This is a genomic window from Streptomyces sp. NPDC047049 (genome assembly GCF_040643995.1).
Lineage (GTDB): Bacteria > Actinomycetota > Actinomycetes > Streptomycetales > Streptomycetaceae > Streptomyces > Streptomyces mooreae.
The window spans coordinates 137,076-157,558 of the sequence record NZ_JBEYVM010000012.1 but is presented as its reverse complement, the minus strand read 5'-3'; the positions used below and the strand labels follow the sequence as shown (position 1 = coordinate 157,558).

Here is a 20,483-nt window from a genome sequence, read left to right as displayed (position 1 = left end):
TGAGTGCAAGGCAGCTTCGAAGATGCCTCCCATCGGGGTGGCGCCCGAGCCCCGTGGGAATGACGGGTGAGGCAGGTCCCCCGGGGTCCGCCGGCCCGCAGCCCGCACCCGCCCCGCACCCGCCCGTCCGCCGACAGCGGACAGCGAACAGCGGTCGACGGGCGTGGCGACAGCCGAAGGCCGCCGTCAGCGGACAGCAGAAGGCCCGCACCCCTCAGGGGTACGGGCCTTCACTACGCAGCAGTCGGTCGGCGCCTCAGCCGGCCACCCGGACCATGTCCGCCTGCGGCCCCTTCTGGCCCTGCGAGATCTCGAACTCGACCCGCTGACCCTCCTCAAGGGTGCGGTAACCGTCCATCTGGATCGCGCTGTAGTGGACGAAAACATCCGCACCACCGTCGACCGCGATGAAGCCGTACCCCTTCTCCGCGTTGAACCACTTGACGGTGCCCTGAGCCATGCCTAACTCCCCTATTACTGGCCCTTGCGCAGGACCGCACTCCGCGGACCCGGGTCAGACCTCACCCCATGAAAGCCCTGTGGGGTGTGCGCCGGAACGCGTCGACCGCCGCTGAATGTATCTGCACAGATGCCCAGCGCAACAGGTCAATCGGACGAGAATTCTGGGGCCGGAGAATCGGCTATATGCGGCGAAATCCCGGTTCTCCCGGGCAAGTCGGGCCGGGCATAGCTCACCTAAGCGACATATGTTGCCCACACTTTGGGCACAACTGATCGCGATCTCATATGCGTTCGGCACACGCACGCGCTATAGCGGAGGGGTATCACCCCAATGGTATCTCCTTTCACAACATGGAATTGCCCCGTCCGCTTTCTGGCGGACGGGGCAATTCCGGTCAAGCAGGCCAAGAATTGGCGCAAATCAGCAGCCTCCGGCTACCGCCGGAATGATCGAGACGCCCGCACCGTCCGGGGTCGGCGTCTGAAGGCCCTGCTCGAAGCGCACGTCGTCGTCGTTGACGTAGACGTTCACGAAGCGGCGCAGCTTGCCGGCGTCGTCGAGCACCCGGGCGGCGATGCCCTGGTGGTTCTGCTCCAGGTCGGCGATCACCTCGGAGAGGGTCGCGCCCTCGGCGGCGACCTCGGCCTGGCCGCCGGTGTAGGTGCGGAGGATGGTGGGGATGCGGACCTTCACGCTCATGGTTCTGCCTTCCGGGTATTGCGGAGTACGAGTTCGGGGACGGTGGCGCGGCCTCGTGGCGGACGGGCCGGCGGCCTCGCGGCGGAGGTGGCGCGGCCCCGTGCGCGGACGGGGCCGGCGGCCTCAGCCGGCCAGGCCGGCCGCGCGGAACGCGTCCAGGTCCGGACGGATCGTGGCCGTGGGACCGGAGGTCGGGGCGACCGCGTCCAGCGTCTTGAGGCCGTCTCCGGTGTTCAGGACGACGGTGGTCAGGGACGGGTCGAGCACGCCGTCCTCGATCAGCTTCTTGGTCACGCCGACGGTCACGCCGCCCGCGGTCTCCGCGAAGATGCCTTCCGTCCTGGCCAGCAGCTTGATCGCGTCCACGATCTGCTCGTCGTTGACGTCCTCGACCGCGCCGCCCGTGCGGCGGGCGATGTCGAGCACGTACGGGCCGTCGGCCGGGTTGCCGATCGCCAGCGACTTGGCGATGGTCTTCGGCTTCTGCGGGCGGACCACGTCGTGCCCGTCCTTGAAGGCCGCGGACACCGGGGAGCAGCCCTCCGCCTGGGCGCCGAAGATCTTGTACGGCTTGTCCTCGACCAGGCCGAGGGCGATCAGCTCCTTGAGCCCCTTGTCGATCTTCGTGAGCTGCGAGCCGGACGCGATCGGGATGACGATCTGGTCCGGGAGCCGCCAGCCCAGCTGCTCGCAGATCTCGTACGCCAGGGTCTTGGAACCCTCGCCGTAGTAGGGGCGCAGATTGACGTTGACGAAGCCCCAGCCCTCGCCCAGCGGGTCGCCGATGAGCTCGGAGCAGAAGCGGTTGACGTCGTCGTAGTTGCCCTCGATGCCGACCAGGTCACCGCCGTAGACCGCGGCCATGACGACCTTGCCGGCCTCCAGGTCGTGCGGGATGAACACGCAGGACTTGAAGCCGGCCCGGCGCGCCGCGGCGCCGACCGCGCCGGCGAGGTTGCCGGTGGAGGAGCAGGAGAGGGTGGTGAAGCCGAAGGCGCGGGCGGCCTCGACGGCGATCGCCACGACGCGGTCCTTGAAGGAGTGCGTCGGGTTGCCCGAGTCGTCCTTGACGTACAGCCCGCCGGTGACGCCCAGCTCGGCGGCGAGCCGGTCGGCCTGGACGAGCTTGGTGAAGCCGGGGTTCAGGTTGGGCTTGTCGGCGACGTCGGCGGGGACGGGCAGCAGCGGGGCGTAGCGCCAGATGTTGTCCGGACCGGCCTCGATCTGCTTCTTCAGACCCTCGGGGTCGCCGCTCGGCAGGTCGTACGCGACTTCGAGCGGCCCGAAACAGTCCTGGCACGCGAAGATCGGGCCGAGCGGATTGCGCTGTCCGCACTCGCGGCAGGACAGCGCGACAGCGGGGCCCAGAGCGACGGTGGGGGTGTTTTCGGTGACTTGCACAGCCATGGAGGCGAGGCCCTTTCTCCTCATCTTCCTCGCGGCGAATCTCGCCACGAGACGGATTTGGCACCTTCCCTAGCCGGGAGCCTCGCGCGCGGGACGTCAGCGTCCTTGCGGCAAGACCGGCTGGAGGGTTGCCGGGGCTTCAACGGGCCGTATCCCTCTGCCCCTCTGGATGAGCGGTATGGCGCTGGGCCGAAACCCAGGCGTTTGTGGCGCGGACCCCGACATGCGACGGTCATCCGCGTTGTTCAAGACTGTAACCGACGGCACTGACGGTTGAGATAGTCGTCCGAACCGCGAGATGGATCACAAGGCCGCCGATCCGGCGGCGACCGAGGAGTCGTAGACGTGCTGGAAGAGGTGGAGCGCTGGCTGAGCAGCCGCTCCTGGTCCGCCGCGGACCGCCCGCTGGGGCAGCTGCTGGAGGCGAAGCACCAGTCGGGCCGCACGGTCAGTGTCGTCCTGCCGGCGCTCGATGAGGAGGCCACGGTCGGGGCGATCGTGGCGGTGATCCGCGCCGAGCTGATGACCGGGCCGGTCCCGCTCGTCGATGAGCTGATCGTGCTGGACTCCGGCTCCACCGACCGCACCGCCGAGGTCGCGGCGGCGGCCGGCGCCCGGGTGGTCCCCCGCGACAGCGTCCTGCCGCGGCTGCCGGCCCTCCCCGGCAAGGGCGAGGTGCTGTGGCGCTCCCTGCTGGCCACCACCGGCGACATCATCTGCTTCATCGATGCCGACCTGCGCGAATTCTCCGCCGCCTTCGTCTCCGGGATCGTCGGCCCGCTGCTGACCGAGCCGGACATCCAGTTCGTGAAGGCGATGTACGACCGCCCGCTGGAGACCGGCACCGAGGGCGCCGGCGCCGGCCAGGGCGGCCGGGTCACCGAGCTGGTCGCCCGCCCGCTGCTGAACCTGCACTGGCCGCAGCTGGCCGGCTTCGTCCAGCCGCTGGGCGGCGAGTACGCGGCCCGCCGCTCCCTCCTCGAACGCCTCCCCTTCCCCGTCGGCTACGGCGTCGAGCTCGGCCTGCTCGTCGACGCCCTGCACACCGTCGGCCTCGACGCCCTCGCCCAGGTCGACGTCGGCGTCCGCAAACACCGCCACCAGGACGGCCAGGCCCTCGGCCGGATGGCCGCCGCGATCTACCGCACCGCCCAGCTCCGCCTGGCCCGCGGCCACTTGGTGCGCCCCCGGCTCACCCAGTTCGACCGCGGCGCCGACGGCTTCGTCCCCCGTACGACGGACGTGGACACCGAGGAGCGTCCGCCGATGGCCGAGATCCCGGAGTACGCGGAGCGGCGGGCGGCGTGAGGGGCGGCGCCCCTCGGCCTCCCCGCGGCTGACAGGTGACGACGGACGGCATCCGAAGCCGCACCCCGGGCGTGTCGCCGGTGCCGACCCCAGCGCCCCCCTGACCTGGCGACCCCGGACGTCACGCGGCCCACCTCCCCCAACTCCCAGGAGGGAAACGCATATTCCCTTACCCGCGAGTAGTCGGACCGAGTAGGGTGACAGCGTTCTTGATCATTCCAGTCTGACCAGGGGGAAGTCTGTTCATGCGTATTTCTACGGGGAAGATCCTCACCGCCGTGACGGCAGTGGGGGTGCTGGCCACTGCGACGCCCGCTCAGGCGCAGTCGGCCGACTCGGCACAGCAGCCCGTGACCAAGGCTGCCGCCACCCACTCCGCGGGCACCAAGGTCGCGGCGGCGGGCCTGCGCAAGCTGTACGACGAGCGCTTCACCGTCAAGCCCAACAACGCGCACTACCCGGGCCTCAGGGTGAGCCCGGCCAAGGCGATGAAGTCGCTGAAGCACTGCTTCAACTGCACGTTCCCCGTCAAGGGGGCGCCCAAGAAGTTCCCGAAGGAGAACCAGCGCATCAACCTTGAGGCCTGCGCCGTCTTCTTCGCCTGCAAGGACGCTCCGGTGCGCTACCACGGCCTCGGCAACATGAAGAACGCCTGGTACTTCACCGCGGAGAAGGGCCACTTCGACGGCGCGGGCTCGAAGGTCTACTTCAACTTCTACACGGGCTCCAAGGGCTACCTGGAGCTCCATGTCGAGGGCTACGTCACCCACCCGAGCGTGCCCGACTCGCTCAACAAGCGCTTCGCCGTCGAGAAGTGGCAGAGCTTCGCCCACAACATGGGCGTCGAACTCGACTGATCCCCCCGCCCACCGCGGAGGACGCGCGTCACTACCGCTGCGCCCCCGGCCCCTGACCGGCCCGAACCGGTCAGGGGCCGGGGGCGCTCCCCGTTCCGGACTGGGCGGCGCAGCGTTTGCGGTCTGCGGCTCAGGCGTCGAAGTCGTACTCCAGCACGTAGGCGGACGAGTCGAGGATCATCTCGTTGACCTCGACGGTCCGTCCGTCGGCGGTCACGGCCGTGCGGCTGATGAGGATGACGGGCGTGCCCGCCGGAAGGTGCAGACGGGTGGCCTCCTCCGGCGCCGGCATGCGTGACCGCACCTCTTCCCTGAAGCGGGCGGGCCCCGCACCCAGCTCGGCGAGCCGCGCGTAGGTGCCGCCGGCCCCGGTATCCGGCTGGGTGATCGCCGATCCCGCGACAAGAGCAGCGGGGAGGGAGGAGGTGGACAGCAACACCGGCTTACCGTCGAGCACGAACCTGCGGCGCCGCACGATCACGGCGTCTCCCGGCGCCATGCCGAGCTGCGCCGCGACGGTTTCGGGCGCCGGCTCCTCGTCCACGGTGACCTCGTCGACCACCAGATCACGGTCCGGGACATCGGCCGACCAGACCGACCGCCCCTCACCCCATTGCTCCCGAGCCAGCCGCGGGACGCCACGGCGCCGGACCGGCTGGAACGCCCGCACGAAGACCCCGGCACCCTTGCGGGCCTCGGCAAGCCCCTCCGAGGTGAGCACACCGAGCGCCTGCCGGGCCGTCATCCGCGCCACGCCGTGCCGGTCCATCAACTCGTTCTCCCCGGGCAGCCGGTCTCCGGGCCGGAACTCCCCCTCCGCAATCGCCCGCTTCAGAGCGTCGGCGATCCGGCGGTATTTGGGCGACGAGCTCTCCTGTGCAGCCATCGCGACGCATCCCTCCTGGCGATCTCTAGACATCCTAGAGATCCGTTCGAGTGCCACAGCGTCACCACCTACCTCAACGTCAACCTCTCTAGAGAAGTAGTTGACGCTATGCAGTCATCCCGATTCAATATGTAGCGATCCAACTTCTCTAGAGAACTGGAGTCGCCGTGACGCCTCCTGCGCGCCCACGCCTGCTTCCCTGGTCGAGTCCGGAGGGGAAGCCGTGCTACCTGCTCTCCGACGGGGACGGCCCGGTCACCCGGCAAGCGGACACCGTTGAACGCGCCCAGCTCGCATCCGGTGAGGTCCTTCTGGGGCACGCCCGCGCCCTCCTCCGCGACAACGGGACCACCAAGCCCGAACTACGCTTTCTGGTCGGTTGCTTGACGGGCGCGCTCGGCGACACGCTGCGCATCTCCCGCAGCCGGGGCGACCGTCTCGGCTGCAGGCATCCGGAACCCGCGGAAGATGAAGCGGCGTCGTCCCAGGACGCGTTCCGGCCGGGCGGCGGCTGAGGAGTGGTCACCCGGCCGCGTCTCTTGGCCGCTTCCGTACGTTTGCGCGGATCTGTGGCGGGTTACTGTCGCGACATGGTGTCCGAGCGCAGTGCAGCTGCCCCTGTGGGGGCCGAGGTTCTTGTTGCGTCCAATCGCGGGCCGGTCTCGTACGGCCTGGCGGAGGACGGCACGCTCACCGCCAAGCGGGGCGGGGGCGGGCTGGTGTCCGGGCTGTCGGCCATCGGACCCGACGTCAATGCAGTGTGGGTGTGTGCGGCGCTCGGTGACGGGGACCGGGAGACCGTGCGGCGGACGGGTGGTGCGCTGGAGCCGGGGGACACCGGCGGGCAGCGGGTGCGGATGCTGGACATTCCGGCCGAGGCGCATGCCGCCGCCTACAACGGCATCGCGAACTCCGTGCTGTGGTTCGTCCACCACATGCTGTACCAGACGCCGCTGGAGCCGGCCTTCGACGCGGAGTTCCGAGCGCAGTGGGCGTCGTACGAGGCCTACAACCGCGCCTTCGCGCAGGCGCTCGCCGACGAGGCCGCCGAGGGGGCGGCGGTGCTGGTGCAGGACTACCACCTTTCCCTGGTCCCGGGGATGCTCCGGGCACTGCGGCCCGACGTACGGATCGCCCATTTCTCGCACACCCCATGGGCGCCGCCGGAGTACTTCCGGATGCTGCCGGACGACATCGCCGAGCAGTTGTTGCGGGGGATGCTGGGCGCCGACCGGCTGGGGTTCCTCACCCACCGCTGGGCGAACGCGTTCCGCGCCTGCTGCGCCGAGGTGACCGGCGGCACCGAGAACACCCGGATCGGTGTGCACGGGCTCGGAGCGGACGCCGACTTCCTGCGCGAGCGCTCGCAGCGGGCGGACGTCGACGAGCGGATGGCCGCCCTGCGGGAGCAGATCGGCACCGGGCCCGACGGGACGGCGCGCAAGACCATCGTCCGGGTGGACCGGACGGAGCTGTCGAAGAACATCGTGCGGGGGCTGCTCGCCTACCGCGAGCTCCTGGCCGGGCACCCGTCATGGCACGAGCGTGTCGTGCATGTCGCCTTCGCCTATCCCTCACGCCAGGACCTGGCCGTCTACCGGGAGTACACGGCGCAGGTCGGACGGCTCGCCGAGGAGATCAACGCCGAGTACGGCACGGAGAGTTGGCAGCCGGTCGAGCTGCATGTGAAGGATGACTTCGCGCGCTCGCTGGCCGCGTACCGGCTGGCGGACGTGGCGCTGGTCAACCCGATCCGGGACGGGATGAACCTGGTCGCGAAGGAGATCCCGGTGGTCTCCGACCAGGGCTGTGTGCTGGTGCTCTCCCGGGAGGCCGGGGCGCACGAGGAGCTGGGCAAGGACGCCCTGACGGTCAATCCGTACGACGTCAGCGACACCGCGCGGGTGCTGCACGAGGCGCTGACGATGGCGGCCGGGGAACGCGGCGAGCGCACGGCGCGGCTGGCCGCTGCCGCCACGGCGCTGCCGCCGGCGCAGTGGTTCCTGGAGCAGTTGCAGGCGTTGCGGGCGCTGTAGGGAGAGCCCCCGGCAGGCGGCAGCCGGACGCGCCGCGCCGGCGTGTCCGGCGCGGCGCCGCTTGGTCCCGGCCAGGGGCCTCCCTTGGCTCCGGCCAGGGGCCCGGAAGGGGATCACGCGTCAGGGTTGCCGTGCGGGGCGTCGAGGATGATGTCGGCGGCGCGGGCGATGACCGGGGCGCGGGTGCTGCCGGGGTGGTCGGCGGCGAGGAAGTGACTGCCGATGGCCGCGCAGAAGGCGAGCAGGGCGCGGGCCTCGACCTCCTCGGGGTCGGCGCAGAAGGTGCCGATCGCGTCGCGGGCCAGCTGCATGCGCTTGTTGTCCACGCGGCGCAGGCGGTCGGCGACGGCGTGGTCACGGCGGGCCCATTCGCGGACGGCCAGGTCGATGGGGAGCAGGCGGTCGCTGGAGAAGGTGAGCCGTCCGGCCAGGCGGACCTTGTTCCGTGCGTCGCCGCCCTCCCGCTCGACCCGGTCCACCACGTCGTCCACGCTCTCGCGCTCCCAGGCGTCCAGCATCTCGGTCAGGAGTGCGTCACGGTCGGCGAAGTAGCCGTAGAAGCCCCCCTTGGTCACCCCCAGCGCCTTGGCGAGCGCTTCGACCCGCACCGCGTCCACTCCGCCTGCGGCCAGCGCCCGAAGCCCTTCCTCGACCCACTTCTCGCGCGGTGTGCGCAATGCGCCCATCCGTGACCCACCTCACCCTGTCGCACCTGTTGTACGGCTTCGTATAACAGGTCTGGCCCTCGCCTTGTGCGGCATCGTATAACCCGAGAGGGGCACGTCATGTCATTCGGTGTTGCGGCGGGGGCCTTGGCGGGAGTGCGGGTGATTCAGCCCAGCCGGCCGGCCAGGGCGGCGAGCAGGGCGACGACTCCGGTCGGGCCGTCGACCACCAGGTCGGCGCGGTCGGCCAGCTCGGCGACCTCGTTGCTGCCGCTGCACACCAGGACGCCGCCCAGGCCGTCGGAGCGCAGCTTTTCGACGGCGGCGAAGGCCGCCAGGTCGCCCAGGTCGTCACCGGCGTACAGGACGGTGGTGGCGCCGGTCTCGCGGACCCAGTCGGCCAGGGCCACGCCCTTGTCCATGCCCGGCGGGCGGAGTTCCAGGACGAGGCGGCCCGGCTCGACGATCAGGCCGTGACGTTCGGCGAGCGCGGTGAGCGGGCCGCGCAGTTGGTCGAAGGCGCCCTGTGGGTCGGTGGCGCGACGGGTGTGGACGGCGATGGCGCGGCCGCCCTTGCGCTCGATGGCGTTCTCGATCCAGGTGCCGTGCCAGACGCCGGAGGCATCCAGGACGCCGGGGAGCTCGGCCTGTATGGCGGCGATGCCCGGGGGCGGGGCGGGCGCGTGGACGGTGCCGGTGGCGGCTTCCCAGCGCTCGGCGCCGTAGTGGCCGAGGACGGTGAGACGGTCCAGGCCCGGTGCCTCGGCGAAGCCGCCGAGGCGGACCGCGACGGTGGCCGGGCGGCCGGTGATCACCGCGGCGGCGCGCAGCCGGGGCGCCAGGCGGCCGAGGGCGGCGACGGCTCCGTCGTGGGCGCGGGCCTTCGCCGGGTCGGGGACGATATCGGCGAGGGTGCCGTCGAAGTCGAGGGCGATGACGGCGCGTTGCGGGTGGGCCAGCAGCGCGGCGAGGCCGTCGCGGCCGGCAGCGGTGCGCGGGGTCGGTACGGATCCGGGTCCGGGTGTCGGCTGGGAGTGCGGCGCGGCGTTCGGGGGGCTGCCCATGGCGCCGACCCTACCGGCGGACGGCGGGCGGCGGGGGCACCTCCACGAGGGCCGGGAGGGTGCAGGGGCGCACCAGGACGGCGCGGTGGGCGCCCGCGTCAGCGGCGGCAGCTCTGTCGGCGGCGGACACCCGCGCCGACCGCCCGTGTCAGCCGCCCGCGCCGGCCGCCGACGGCTGCGTCAGCGGCAAGGGCCGTGCGTCAGCGGCGGGCGCGGCGGGCGTCACGGACGCGGCGCAGGCGGTTGACCGTGACGGGGTCGTGGGCGAGCGCGCGGGGGTCGTCCAGGAGCGCGTTGAGGAGTTGGTAGTAGCGGGTCGGGGAGATGCCGAGCTGTTCGCGGATGGCGCGCTCCTTGGGGCCGGGGCCCGGCCAGGAGCGGCGTTCGACGGCGAGCACCGCCTCGTCCTGGGCGGTCAGTCCCGCGGCGCTCGCAGCGGCCGGGCCAGCCGTCCCTTCCGGGACGCCAGTGGCCTCCGCGCCGTCCGTGCCTTCCGTACCGCCTGTCATCACGCTTCCACGATAAGCGCACGGTCGGACCGGGCCCGGCCGCTCGCCCCGGCCGGATGGGGACGGCCGGGGCGAGGGCAGCCCACCGGCCCGAACCGGTCGGCCCGCCTTCTCGCCCGCACCCGCGCCCCCACCGTCATTCGCCGGTGTTGTCCGCCGCGTCCGCGGTGTTCTGGATGTCGGTGAGCACCCCGGCCGGATTGCCCCGGGGGTCGACCGCGGCGCCCATCTTCGCCTTGACCGTCTTGGAGATCAGCGGCCAGGACGTCTTGTTCGCCGGGTAGAACTCGGCGTTGGGGAGCTGCTCGAGGAAGCCGTGCAGCTTGGCGTACCTGTCGTCGCCCTGCATCGCCTCGGAGGCGGAGGTGGTGACCGGCAGCAGGCCGTAGTCGCCGGAGAACTTCTCGACGTTCTTGTCGCTGTAGACGAAGTCGAGGAACTTGCCGACCTGGGCGCGGTGGCCGCCCTGCTTGAAGGCCATCATCCAGTCGGCGACGCCCATGGTGGCCTTGGCCTTGCCGTTGGTGCCGGGGAGTTCGACGCTGCCGTAGTCGATGCCCTTGGCCTCGGCCTGCCTCATCAGGGTGGGGTGGCCGTTGAGCATGCCGACCTTGCCGTCGGCGAAGTCCTGGAAGGCGTCCTTGCGGTTGAGCTTGGCCGGGTCGGTGCCGGTCAGGCCCTTGCCGACGAGGTTTTCCTTCAGCCACTTGAAGGTCTTGACGTTCTCCGGCGAGTCGATCGTGTACTTGCCGATGCTGTCGGTGTAGCCGCCGCCACCGCTGAGCATCCACTGCATCGTCTCGGCCTGGGTCTCCTCCGGGCCGAGCGGCAGCGCGAAGGGCATCTTGACGCCATGGGCCTTCAGGAGCTGGGCGTCGTGGGCTATGTCGTCCCAGGTCTGCGGCGGGGAGGTGATGCCGGCCTGGGCGAACAGCTTCTTGTTGTAGAAGAGCCGCCGGGTGCTGGCGCCGAAGGGCATGCCGTACTGGACGCGCTTGTATTCACCGGCCTCCGCGAGGGAGGGGGTGAAGTCGGCCTGGGTGGTGACGTTGAGCAGCTTGTCGACACCGTAGAGCTGGCCCTTGGCGGCGTAGTCGGCGTAGGCGCCGATCTGGGCGAGGTCGGGTGCGTGGCCGGACTTGACCAGGTCCTCGACCTTCTTGTCGACGTCCGTCCAGCTGTAGACCTCGACATCGATCTTGGTGCCGGGGTGCTTCTTCTCGTAGGCGCGGGCGAGCTCGTTCCAGTAGTGCCGGGAGCTGTTGGACGGGCTGCTGCCATAGTCCGCCGCGATCAGTTTGAGAGTGACGTCATCGCTACCGGAGCCGCTGCCGCAGCCGGTAAGAGTCAGCGTCATGGTGGTGGTGATGACCGCCGCCAGGCTCAAGTACCGCCGCTGCACCGCTGTTTACCGCCCTTTGTTCTGAAAATCCGTACTTGCCGGGGCGCCTGGCCCCGCCGTCTGCGGGGTCCCCCTGCAACGGCATGAACAGCGGGCCGGGCCCGCGTCCGTACCAGAGTCTCCCCCGCGCCCTTTACAAGGTCTACACCACCCCCCGTTTCACGGAGGCGCAGGCCGTCGGGCCCTTCCCCGTGGGCTCCCTCCGGGTGATCCGATCGGTGAGTGGACTAGACCTTTCGGGGCGGATCGCGCGAAACTGTTCCCGTGAGACACGTCATCGCCCTTGATGTGGGCGGCACCGGTATGAAGGCCGCCCTCGTAGGGGTGGACACGGCGCCTTCCGGGGAGACCGCCACCGGTCCTCCCGTGCTGCTGTACGAGGCACGGCGCCCCACGGGCCGGGAGCGGGGCCCCGACGCGGTGGTCGAGGCCATCCTCGGCTTCGCCGCCGAGCTGCGTGACCTCGGCGCGGCCCGCTTCGGCGTCCCCGCGGCGGCGGCCGGCGTCGCCGTCCCCGGGATCGTCGACGAGCGTTCGGGCACCGCCGTCTACGCCGCGAACCTCGGCTGGCGGGACGTCCCGATGCGGGCGCTGCTGTCCGAACGGCTCGGCGGGGTGCCGGTCGCCCTCGGCCACGATGTCCGCACCGGCGGCCTGGCCGAGGGGCGGATCGGCGCCGGGCGGGGCGCCGACCGGTTCCTGTTCGTCCCGCTGGGCACCGGGATCGCGGGCGCCATCGGCATCGGCGGCCGGATCGAGGCCGGCGCGCACGGCAGCGCGGGAGAGATCGGCCACATCGTCGTACGGCCCGGCGGACGCGTCTGCGGCTGCGGTCAGCGCGGCTGTCTGGAGACGGTGGCCTCGGCCGCCGCGGTCGGCCGTGACTGGGCGGCGGTCTGCAAGGATCCGCAGGCCGGCGCGGCGGACGCGGCCAAGGCCGTGGAGTCCGGCGACGAGCGGGCCCGCGCGGTCTGGCACGACGCCGTGGACGCCCTCGCCGACGGCCTGGTCACCGGGCTCACCCTGCTCGACCCGCAGACCCTGATCATCGGCGGCGGACTCGCCGAGGCGGGCGACACGCTGTTCACGCCTCTGCGGGAAGCGGTCCGCCGCCGCGTTACGTTCCAGCGGCTCCCCTCGATCGTCCCGGCGGCCCTGGGTGACGCCGCCGGGTGCCTGGGCGCAGGCCTGCTCGCCTGGGATCTTCTCTCCACGGAGGTAACCGCCTGATGGCACGGCAACAGTTTGCGCAGCGGCCCTCGGGCCCCGGGCGCACCGTTCTGACCGGCGCCCGGATCGCCCGGCCGTCCGGCGTCGTCGAGCCCGGCCGGATCACCGTCGAGGGCGGCCGGATCGGCGATGTGCACAGCCGGGAGGCCGACCTGGACGAGGCGGCGGCCGGACGGGTGGTGGACCTGACGGACCACCTCATCGTCCCCGGCTTCGTCGATATGCACGTCCACGGCGGAGGCGGCGGCTCGTTCTCGTCCGCCGACCCCGAGGAGTGCATGACGGTGGCCGAGACCCACCGCAGGCACGGCACCACCTCGATGGTCGCCTCCACCGTCACCGGCGAACTGACCGACCTCGCCCGGCAGGCCGCGGTGCTCGCCGAGCTGGTCCAGCAGGGCGAGCTGGCCGGTATCCACTTCGAGGGCCCGTTCATCTCCGCGCACCGCTGCGGCGCCCACCAGCCGGAGCTGCTGCGCGACCCGGACCCGGCCGACGTCCGCAAGCTGCTCGACGCCGCACACGGCACCGCGTCGATGATGACCGTCGCGCCCGAACTGCCCGGCGGCCTGGAGTCCGTACGGCTGCTGGCCGACGCCGGGGTGATCGCCGCCCTCGGCCACACCGATTCCGACTACGACGCCACGCGCCGGGCCATCGAGGCCGGCGCCACCGTCGCCACCCACCTCTTCAATGCGATGCCCCCGCTGGGCCACCGCGCGCCGGGCCCGGTCGCGGCCCTCCTGGAGGACGAGCGGATTACCGTCGAGCTCATCAACGACGGCACCCATCTGCACCCGGCGATCCTGCAGCTGGCGGTCCGTGAGGCCGGCGCCGGACGGGTCGCGTTCATCACCGACGCCATGGGCGCGGCCGGGATGAACGACGGGATGTATCCGCTCGGCCCGATGCAGGTCGAGGTCAAGGACGGGGTCGCGCGGATCAGCTCGGGCCCCACGGCCGGTTCGATCGCCGGCTCCACCCTCACCCTGGACCGGGCCTTCCGGCGCGCGGTCACCCTCGACGGCCTGACGGTCGACCAGGCCGTACAGGCACTTTCGGCCACCCCGGCCCGCCTCCTGGGCATCGACGACCGGACCGGCTCCCTGCAGACCGGCAAGGACGCCGACCTGGTGGTGCTGGACGCGGCGTACGAGGTGGTGGGGGTCATGCGCCGGGGCGAGTGGGTGGTGCGCCCGAAGGGGGCCTGACGCCGGACGGGGCGGCGGTCTGACGCGGGCAGAGGCGGCGGGCGTCTGACGCCCGACCGGACGGCGGTCAGGGACAGGGCGAGGGCAGGGCGGCAGTCAGGGGCAGGGCGGCGGTGAGGGGCGCGGTCGAGGGCCGGGGACACGGTCGGCGGTCAGGACACGGTCGGCTGACGGGCCTCGGCGGCTCCGGTACACCCGGGAGCGGGCCGGGTCTGGGCCAACGACCACCAGCGATGGCATGATCGCTCGCGCACTTGTCCGTATGCCACCGCCGTGCGCGGTGGCCCGACGCCCGGCCGCCCGGCCATGACTGCCCGGAGGGGCGACCATGATCCTCACGGTCACGCTGAACGCCGCCCTGGACATCACCTACCGCGTTCCCCGGCTCCGACCGCACGCCACGAACCGGATCACCGAGGTGTCCGAACGCCCCGGCGGCAAGGGCCTGAACGTCGCCCGGGTGCTGGCCGCCCTCGGCCACCGCACGGTCGCCACCGGCTTCGCGGGCGGCGGCACCGGCGAGGCGCTGCGCGCGCTGCTCGCCGAGACCGACGTCACCGACGCACTGGTCCCGGTCGGCGGCGCCACCCGCCGCACCGTCGCCGTCGCCGACGCGAGCAGCGGGGACACCACCCAGCTCAACGAGCCGGGCCCGACCGTCTCCCCCGCCGAATGGGACACCTTCCTCGGCACCTACCGCGAACTGCTGGGCGAGGCGCGGGCGGTGGCGCTGTGCGGCAGCCTGCCGCCGGGCGTCCCGGTCGACGTCTACGCCCGGCTCACCCGGGCCGCGCGCAGCGCCGGCGTCCCGGTCCTGCTGGACACCAGCGGCGAACCGCTGCGCCGGGGCCTGGCCGCCCGCCCCGACCTCGCCAAGCCCAACGCCGACGAACTCGCCGCGCTCACCGGCAGCACCGAACCGCTGCGCGCCGCCCGCGACGCCCGCCGCCGCGGCGCCCATGCGGTCGCCGCCTCACTGGGCCCGGACGGCATGCTCGCGGTCACCGCCGACGGCGCCTGGCAGGCCGCGCCGCCGCAGCGGATCGCCGGCAACCCGACGGGCGCCGGCGACTCCGCGGTGGCCGGTCTGCTGTCGGGGCTGGTGGAGGAGCTGTCCTGGCCGGACCGGCTGGCCCGTGCGGTAGCCCTGTCCGCCGCGACCGTACGCGCCCCGGCAGCGGGCGAGTTCGACGCGGCGACGTATGAAGAGCTGCTGGCGCGGGTGGTGGTGACGAGCGCACACCCCACGTCCGGCCCGGCCCGCTGAGCAGCAACGCACCGGGCCACCACGACCGGACGGCCCTCAACGGCATGCACCCGCCGAACGCGCACACCTCACTGCAACCGCCACTGCAATCGCCCGACGAAAACGGTGTGCCGCGGGGGCCGTTCTCCCCTGCGGCACACCGTCGGCGCCTACCGGACCGTCGCCGGCCCGGCCGTCGTCAGCGCTTGACCTGGCCCGCCTTGAGGCTGACCTTGTCCAGGTTGAAGTCGCACTTGTTGCCCTGCTCGCACGAGATCTTGATGGTGTTCGTGCCCTTGTTGAGCTGGATCCAGGCGAAGGTACGGGTCCAGCCCTTGTCCCACTCGCCTTCCTTCGCCCCCGCGAAGTTCTCCATGTTCAGCTTCGTCGAGCGCGGCTGGCCATTGATGGTCAGCGAGGAGTCGGCGTCCTTGCCCGGCACGCCGTAGCCGACGAAGAGCGTGTAGTCGCCGGAGCGGGGCACATCGACACTCCACGTGGCCGACGCGCCGGGGGTGTTCATACCCGCCACATACGTCCCGCCGTCCGAGCGGGCGCCGGGCACGTCCTTGGCCGTGGTCGCCCCGCCGTCGAGCCGCAGGCTGCCGGCGTCCTGGGCGGGCAGCTTGCCGGGAGCGGGCTTCTTGGGCTTGTCACCGGGGTGCACCTTGCCACCGGCCGACGGCTCCGACTTGCCCGCGGTGTCGTCCTGGGAGTTCTTGCCGTTGGTGAGCATCGCGACGCCGATGCCTATGCAGACCACCGCGACCACGGCGACGGCGCCTATCAGCAGGCCGTTGCGGCCGCGGCGCGGCTCCTGGCCGCCGCCGTTGCCCGGGCCCGCGCCCGGACGCGCGCGGTCCCCGCCGGGCAGCGTTTCCGGCGCGGCGTAGTGGGCGTTCTGCTGCCCGTAGGTCACCTGCTGCGGGGCCTGCTGTCCGTACTGGCGCTGGCCGACCGCCCGCACCTGGTTGTAGGAGGTACGCGGGACACCCGGCTGCCGCGCCGCCGCGCCGTCGCCCGACGGGCCCGATGCGCCGCCCTCGCCGCCTTCCGAGCGGTAGAGGTAGCCGAACGGGTCGTCGTTCTCCGGCGTGTCCGCGCCGTTGTTGCCGGCCGTCATTCCGTGTCACTCCCAAGCGATCTGTGCGCGTCTGGACGCGTCTTCCCGCGTGCGCTGTCGTCTGCCGCGCGAACTGGTCTGGCGGGCCCCCGGCGGCACCGCGCCGCATCGGCGCAGCCTACCCCCTCAAGGCCTGCGCACACCGAGCCCGAAGGGCCACAAGATCACTACAGATCGGTGAATTGCTGGTGTGCGGGCCGTGGGGTGCCGGGTGTGAGATACGCGGCATCCGGCCCGGGGCGAGGCGGGCGCCCCGGGCGGCGGGGACTCCGGCCAATGGGGGGCGCTACGGGCGACGGGAGGGACCCGGCCATGCCACCCGCCGACGCCGCCCGCTCCGCCCGCCGCTCACCCGGCCGCCCGCCGGTTCGCCTTCGAGCGGGAGCGCTTTTCGACGTACATCCGCTGATCGGCCGACTCCAGCACTTCCTCGGCCGTCATCCCGCAGCTCGCCCAGCCGATGCCGAAACTGGCGCCCACCCGGACCGCCCGGCCCTCCACCCGGATCGGCGGGATGATCGCGTTCCGCAGCCGGACCGCGAGATCCTGGGCGTCGGCGGTGCCGAGACCGTCGGCGAGCACCACGAACTCGTCGCCGCCGAGCCGGGCGACCGTATCGCCGTCCCGGACGCCGCTGGTCAGCCGGCGGGCGACCTCGATCAGCACCGCATCGCCGGTGTTGTGCCCGAAGCGGTCGTTGATCGACTTGAAGCCGTCGAGATCGCAGAAGAGGACCGCGAGCCCCTTGGAGCCGTCGTCGGCCGGCCCGTCCGCGGGGGCGACGAGGTGGACGTGGTGGTCGAACGGGGCCGGGGGCACGCCCTCGAAGCCGTCGAGCCCGTCGAAGGGCTCCTTGCCGTCCGGCCGGAAGCCGGGCGCCTCGTGGGGATCGGTGTGCAGGACGCGCGAGGCGTAGGCGTCCGCCATCGAGCCGGGCGTGCGGGAGCACAGCCGGGCGCCGAGCCGGGCCCGCAGCTCCGCGCTGTTGGGCAGTCCGGTCAGCGAATCGTGGCTGGCGCGGTGCGCGAGCTGCAGCTCGTGCCGCTTGCGCTCCTCGATGTCCTCGACGTGGGTGAGCAGGAAGCGCGGCCCGTCGGCGGTGTCGGCGACGACGGAGTTGCGCAGCGAGACCCACACGTAGGTGCCGTCCCGGCGGGCCAGCCGCAGCTCGGCGCGGCCGCCCTCGGCGGAGGTGCGCAGCAGCGTGCCGATGTCCTCGGGGTGGACCAGGTCGGAGAAGGAGTAGCGGCGCATCCCGGAGGCCGGGCGGCCCAGCAGCCGGCACAGCGCGTCGTTGGTGCGTAGCAGCCGCCCGTGCTGGTCCCCGCCCATTTCGGCCACGGCCATGCCGCTCGGCGCGTACTCGAAGGCCTGCCGGAAGCTCTCCTCGCTGGCGCGCAGCGCCTGCTGCTCGCGCTCCAGCCGGACCAGGGCGCGCTGCATGTTCGCCCGCAGCCGGGCGTTGCTGATCGCGATGGCGGACTGGAAGGCGTACATCTGCAGGGCTTCCTGGCCCCAGGGGCCGGGCCGCCGGCCGTTGCGCGGCCGGTCGACGGAGATCACTCCCAGCAGCTCGCCGCCGCCGTTGGACGCGGTGTACATGGGCGCGAAGAGGCGGTCCATGGGGTGCCACTCGTCGGGGAAGCGCGGCACGGGCCCGGCCGTGTGCCACTGCGGTACGTCGTCGTCATCGAGCACCCAGCCCTCGGTGTGCGGGATGAAGATCAGGTCGCCCCAGCGCTCGCCCATGGCCAGCCGGCGCTCCCACGAGGTGCGGGAGCCCGCCCGCCCGGCCATCAGCGCCTCGGCGCCCGCGCTGCCGGCGACCGCGGCGACCACGAGATCGCCGTCGGGGCGGACGAGGTTGACCGCGGCCAGCTCGTAGCCGAGCCCGTTGATCGCGCCGTCGGCGACCGTCTGCAAGGTGTCCGCGAGACTACGTGCGGTATTCAGCTCGGCGACCACTTGGTGCAGCTGCCGCAGGGTCGCAAGACGGACGTATGGCTCCGACTCGGTCTCCATCGCTCGCTCTCCCTGAGACCTCGACAGCAAACTCCACGATTCTTTGTCGTCCGATTCCACGCTCACTGAATCACAGTGAGCTGTTCACTCGGTACACAGGGTCAACAATTAGCGCCTCCTGTGACTCAAGTCACAAAGTCGGAAGGGTGTTTGGCGATCTTCCATAAACCCGCCACGGGAGCGCGCCTTCACTCTTTCTACACTTGCTGAACGCAAATTTCTGAGTGTTCCGGACTTCCGTCGTCAGACCTAGGACGCGGCTGGTCCCCGGGCCCGATGCGCGGCGCGGGCCGACGAAGTTAGCTTTTATGGCGTGTTCACGAAAAGCCCTGCCGATACGGCGGCCTCCGGGCCCACCGCCCCTTCCGCACCCGTCGTCGCCCTCACTTCCACGCCGGACGGGGTGCGCATCCCGCATTCTGTTGGAGTGAGTGACGACGAATTCCGTGCCGCCCTGTCCCGCCTCGCCGCAGGCGTGGTGCTGATCACCGCCCGCGACCCGGACTACGGGCCGCACGGCGAGGACGTCGGCATGACCGCCACGGCATTCCTGTCGGTCTCCCTCGACCCGCCGCTCGTGATGGTGAGCGTTCGCAACGATTCACGGATGGACGACCTGCTGGCGCTGCAGCCGCTGTGGGCCGTGTCGGTGCTCTCGGGGCATCAGCGGCAGATTGCCGGGCGGTTCGCGATGAAGGGGCGGATCAGCGACCGGCTGCTCTTCGAGGACCTCGGGTTCGTACGGGGCGAGGTGTCCGGTGCCCCGCTCATCGGCGGGGCGCTCGCCACCATGGAGTGCCGTACCGAGCAGCGGGTGGTGGCCGGCGATCACACGCTCGTCATCGCGCGGGTCCTGGCCACGAAGCTGTCCAGCGAGGACGACGGGCCGCTGACGTACTTCCGGGGGAAGTACCGGCAGTTGGGGTGAGGGGCCCGGGGACGGGCTGAGGATGATGCCTGCGGGACGGGCGTGATGGTCGGGGCGGCCGGGGGACGGCGCCTGCGGGCCGGTCAACGCCGGTGGCGGTCCGGTCAGCCCCAGTCGCGGCCCGAGCGGCCGCGCTTGGTGTCGCCGCGCTGCTTCTTCTCCCGCAGCCGCCGCTCGTTGATGCCCCGTGGGATCCGCGACTTGCGGCGCGGCTTGGGCGGTGGCGCGGTGGCCTCGGCCAGCAGCGCGGCCAGCCGGACGGCGGCGGTCTCGCGGTTGCGCCACTGGGAGCGGTGCTCCGAGGCCCGTACGGACAGCACGCCGTCGGTCAGCCGGCCCGCCAGCCGCTCCAGGGCGCGCTCCTTCCACACCGGCGGCAGCGCCTGCGTCCTGCCGAGGTCGAAGCGCAGCTCGACCTGGCTGTCGCTGGTGTTGACGTGCTGGCCGCCCGGACCCGAGGAGCGCGAGAACCGCCAGACGAGCTCGGCCTCGGGAAGGACGACCGCACCGCGGATGACATGGGGCCCGGACATGCGTCCTATGATCTCGCGCGCCACGGGACCCGTCACCCGCTTTTCCTGGTCCATTGCGGCACATCCGGCATCAGGATTCGGCAAAGAAAGTAAAGAGAGCTGGAACCTCCCGGACCTCCGATGGCGTTGTGGTGGGTGACGGTAGCTTCGTCCGCAGTACGGAGCCCGACGCTTCGACGAGTCGACAAGGAAAGGGACTTCCCATGGCTGTAAGCCTGTCCAAGGGCGGCAACGTCTCCCTCACCAAGGAGGCACCGGGCCTGACCGCCGTCACGGTGGGCCTCGGCTGGGACGTCCGCACCACCACCGGCACGGACTTCGACCTCGACGCGAGCGCCATCGCGGTCAACGGAAACGGCAAGGTCTACTCCGACCAGCACTTCGTCTTCTTCAACAACAAGGCGACGCCCGACCAGTCGATCGTGCACACCGGCGACAACGTCACCGGCCAGGGCGAAGGCGACGACGAGCAGATCAACGTCAACCTGGCGGCGCTGCCGGCCGACATCGACAAGATCGTCTTCCCGGTCTCGATCTACGACGCCGAGAACCGCAGCCAGAACTTCGGCCAGGTGCGCAACGCGTTCATCCGCATCGTCAACCAGGCCGGTGGCACCGAGGTCGCTCGCTACGACCTCAGCGAGGACGCGGCCACCGAGACCGCCATGGTCTTCGGCGAGCTGTACCGCAACGGCGCGGAGTGGAAGTTCCGCGCGGTGGGCCAGGGCTACGCCTCGGGCCTCGTCGGCATCGCGCAGGACTTCGGCGTCAACGTCTGAGCCACGCCTGCACCCGGCGCGGCCGGGTCGGCGCACGGAGGGCCGGTTCCCCACGGGGAGCCGGCCTTCGGCGCGTTCTGGGGGCGGAGAGCCGTGGGGGCGGCGGACCCTCGGC

20 protein-coding genes and 1 riboswitch are annotated in these 20,483 nt (G+C 71.7%); of the genes, 9 read left to right on the top strand and 11 right to left on the bottom strand.

The genetic code is table 11. The features are described from left to right. Positions 1-256: 256 nt before the first annotated feature. The 3 genes from ABZ851_RS25060 to thrC form a co-directional block, all read right to left on the bottom strand. A complete protein-coding gene (locus ABZ851_RS25060; RefSeq protein WP_003986833.1) occupies positions 257-460 on the bottom strand; it encodes a cold-shock protein in 204 nt (67 codons plus the stop codon). A 423-nt stretch (positions 461-883) separates the two neighbouring features. Further along, positions 884-1,162: a MoaD/ThiS family protein gene (locus ABZ851_RS25055; RefSeq protein ID WP_093492012.1), complete on the bottom strand. Its 279-nt coding sequence runs from the start codon at positions 1,160-1,162 to the stop codon at positions 884-886. Between the two features lie 123 nt (positions 1,163-1,285). Continuing rightward, a complete protein-coding gene (thrC, locus tag ABZ851_RS25050; protein WP_361131499.1) occupies positions 1,286-2,569 on the bottom strand; it encodes a threonine synthase in 1,284 nt (427 codons plus the stop codon). A gap of 17 nt (positions 2,570-2,586) precedes the next feature. Next, positions 2,587-2,745: riboswitch (SAM riboswitch) on the bottom strand. Between the two features lie 169 nt (positions 2,746-2,914). On the opposite strand from thrC, the gene ABZ851_RS25045 reads away from it, so the two are divergent. Both ABZ851_RS25045 and ABZ851_RS25040 read left to right on the top strand, forming a co-directional pair. Further along, on the top strand, positions 2,915-3,877 hold the full coding sequence (locus tag ABZ851_RS25045; protein WP_361131496.1) for a glucosyl-3-phosphoglycerate synthase: 963 nt from the start codon (positions 2,915-2,917) through the stop codon (positions 3,875-3,877). A 245-nt stretch (positions 3,878-4,122) separates the two neighbouring features. After that, positions 4,123-4,734 carry a hypothetical protein gene (locus tag ABZ851_RS25040; RefSeq protein WP_361131493.1) on the top strand — a complete coding sequence of 204 codons (612 nt, stop codon included), beginning with the start codon at positions 4,123-4,125 and terminating at the stop codon, positions 4,732-4,734. 130 nt (positions 4,735-4,864) lie between these two features. Here the strand turns inward: ABZ851_RS25040 and ABZ851_RS25035 are convergent, their stop codons facing one another. Then, on the bottom strand, positions 4,865-5,620 hold the full coding sequence (locus ABZ851_RS25035) for a GntR family transcriptional regulator (protein WP_361131490.1): 756 nt from the start codon (positions 5,618-5,620) through the stop codon (positions 4,865-4,867). A 167-nt stretch (positions 5,621-5,787) separates the two neighbouring features. Between ABZ851_RS25035 and ABZ851_RS25030 the strand changes: the two genes are divergently transcribed. Beyond that, a complete protein-coding gene (locus ABZ851_RS25030; protein WP_361131487.1) occupies positions 5,788-6,135 on the top strand; it encodes a hypothetical protein in 348 nt (115 codons plus the stop codon). 75 nt (positions 6,136-6,210) lie between these two features. Next, positions 6,211-7,656 carry a trehalose-6-phosphate synthase gene (locus ABZ851_RS25025; protein ID WP_361131484.1) on the top strand — a complete coding sequence of 482 codons (1,446 nt, stop codon included), beginning with the start codon at positions 6,211-6,213 and terminating at the stop codon, positions 7,654-7,656. 113 nt (positions 7,657-7,769) lie between these two features. On the opposite strand, the gene ABZ851_RS25020 is transcribed toward ABZ851_RS25025, so the two are convergent. The 4 genes from ABZ851_RS25020 to ABZ851_RS25005 all read right to left on the bottom strand — a co-directional run bounded on the left by ABZ851_RS25020 (position 7,770) and on the right by ABZ851_RS25005 (position 11,251). After that, entirely contained in the window at positions 7,770-8,342 is a 573-nt protein-coding gene (locus tag ABZ851_RS25020) for a TetR/AcrR family transcriptional regulator (RefSeq protein ID WP_361131481.1), read from the bottom strand. Between the two features lie 146 nt (positions 8,343-8,488). Further along, a complete protein-coding gene (gene otsB / locus ABZ851_RS25015; protein ID WP_361131478.1) occupies positions 8,489-9,385 on the bottom strand; it encodes a trehalose-phosphatase in 897 nt (298 codons plus the stop codon). Between the two features lie 200 nt (positions 9,386-9,585). Then, positions 9,586-9,894, bottom strand: coding sequence for a DUF3263 domain-containing protein (locus ABZ851_RS25010; RefSeq protein ID WP_361131475.1), 309 nt, complete (start codon positions 9,892-9,894; stop codon positions 9,586-9,588). 136 nt (positions 9,895-10,030) lie between these two features. Then, positions 10,031-11,251, bottom strand: coding sequence for an extracellular solute-binding protein (locus ABZ851_RS25005; RefSeq protein ID WP_361131472.1), 1,221 nt, complete (start codon positions 11,249-11,251; stop codon positions 10,031-10,033). Between the two features lie 309 nt (positions 11,252-11,560). Between ABZ851_RS25005 and ABZ851_RS25000 the strand changes: the two genes are divergently transcribed. The 3 genes from ABZ851_RS25000 (at position 11,561) to pfkB (ending at position 15,004) form a co-directional block, all read left to right on the top strand. Next, positions 11,561-12,526: an ROK family protein gene (locus tag ABZ851_RS25000; protein WP_336053459.1), complete on the top strand. Its 966-nt coding sequence runs from the start codon at positions 11,561-11,563 to the stop codon at positions 12,524-12,526. Next, positions 12,526-13,737: an N-acetylglucosamine-6-phosphate deacetylase gene (gene nagA, locus ABZ851_RS24995; RefSeq protein WP_361131469.1), complete on the top strand. Its 1,212-nt coding sequence runs from the start codon at positions 12,526-12,528 to the stop codon at positions 13,735-13,737. The genes ABZ851_RS25000 and nagA overlap by 1 nt, the downstream gene beginning before the upstream one ends. A gap of 328 nt (positions 13,738-14,065) precedes the next feature. After that, positions 14,066-15,004, top strand: a complete 939-nt coding sequence (gene pfkB, locus ABZ851_RS24990; protein WP_361131467.1) for a 1-phosphofructokinase — start codon at positions 14,066-14,068, stop codon at positions 15,002-15,004. Positions 15,005-15,182: 178 nt separating this feature from the next. Here the strand turns inward: pfkB and ABZ851_RS24985 are convergent, their stop codons facing one another. Continuing rightward, positions 15,183-16,106, bottom strand: coding sequence for a carbohydrate-binding protein (locus ABZ851_RS24985; RefSeq protein ID WP_361131464.1), 924 nt, complete (start codon positions 16,104-16,106; stop codon positions 15,183-15,185). Positions 16,107-16,454: 348 nt separating this feature from the next. Continuing rightward, a complete protein-coding gene (gene cdgB / locus ABZ851_RS24980; protein WP_361131461.1) occupies positions 16,455-18,128 on the bottom strand; it encodes a diguanylate cyclase CdgB in 1,674 nt (557 codons plus the stop codon). Positions 18,129-18,555: 427 nt separating this feature from the next. Between cdgB and ABZ851_RS24975 the strand changes: the two genes are divergently transcribed. Next, complete coding sequence (locus ABZ851_RS24975) at positions 18,556-19,056, top strand: flavin reductase family protein (RefSeq protein ID WP_361131458.1); 501 nt, start codon at positions 18,556-18,558, stop codon at positions 19,054-19,056. Positions 19,057-19,160: 104 nt separating this feature from the next. On the opposite strand, the gene arfB is transcribed toward ABZ851_RS24975, so the two are convergent. Continuing rightward, the gene (gene arfB / locus ABZ851_RS24970; protein ID WP_088802263.1) at positions 19,161-19,589 is read right to left on the bottom strand and encodes an alternative ribosome rescue aminoacyl-tRNA hydrolase ArfB; all 429 of its coding nucleotides are present in this window, start codon (positions 19,587-19,589) and stop codon (positions 19,161-19,163) included. A 203-nt stretch (positions 19,590-19,792) separates the two neighbouring features. Here arfB and ABZ851_RS24965 point away from each other — a divergent pair, with 203 nt between their 5' ends. Beyond that, complete coding sequence (locus ABZ851_RS24965) at positions 19,793-20,368, top strand: TerD family protein (protein WP_311627133.1); 576 nt, start codon at positions 19,793-19,795, stop codon at positions 20,366-20,368. The last annotated feature ends 115 nt before the right edge of the window (positions 20,369-20,483 follow it).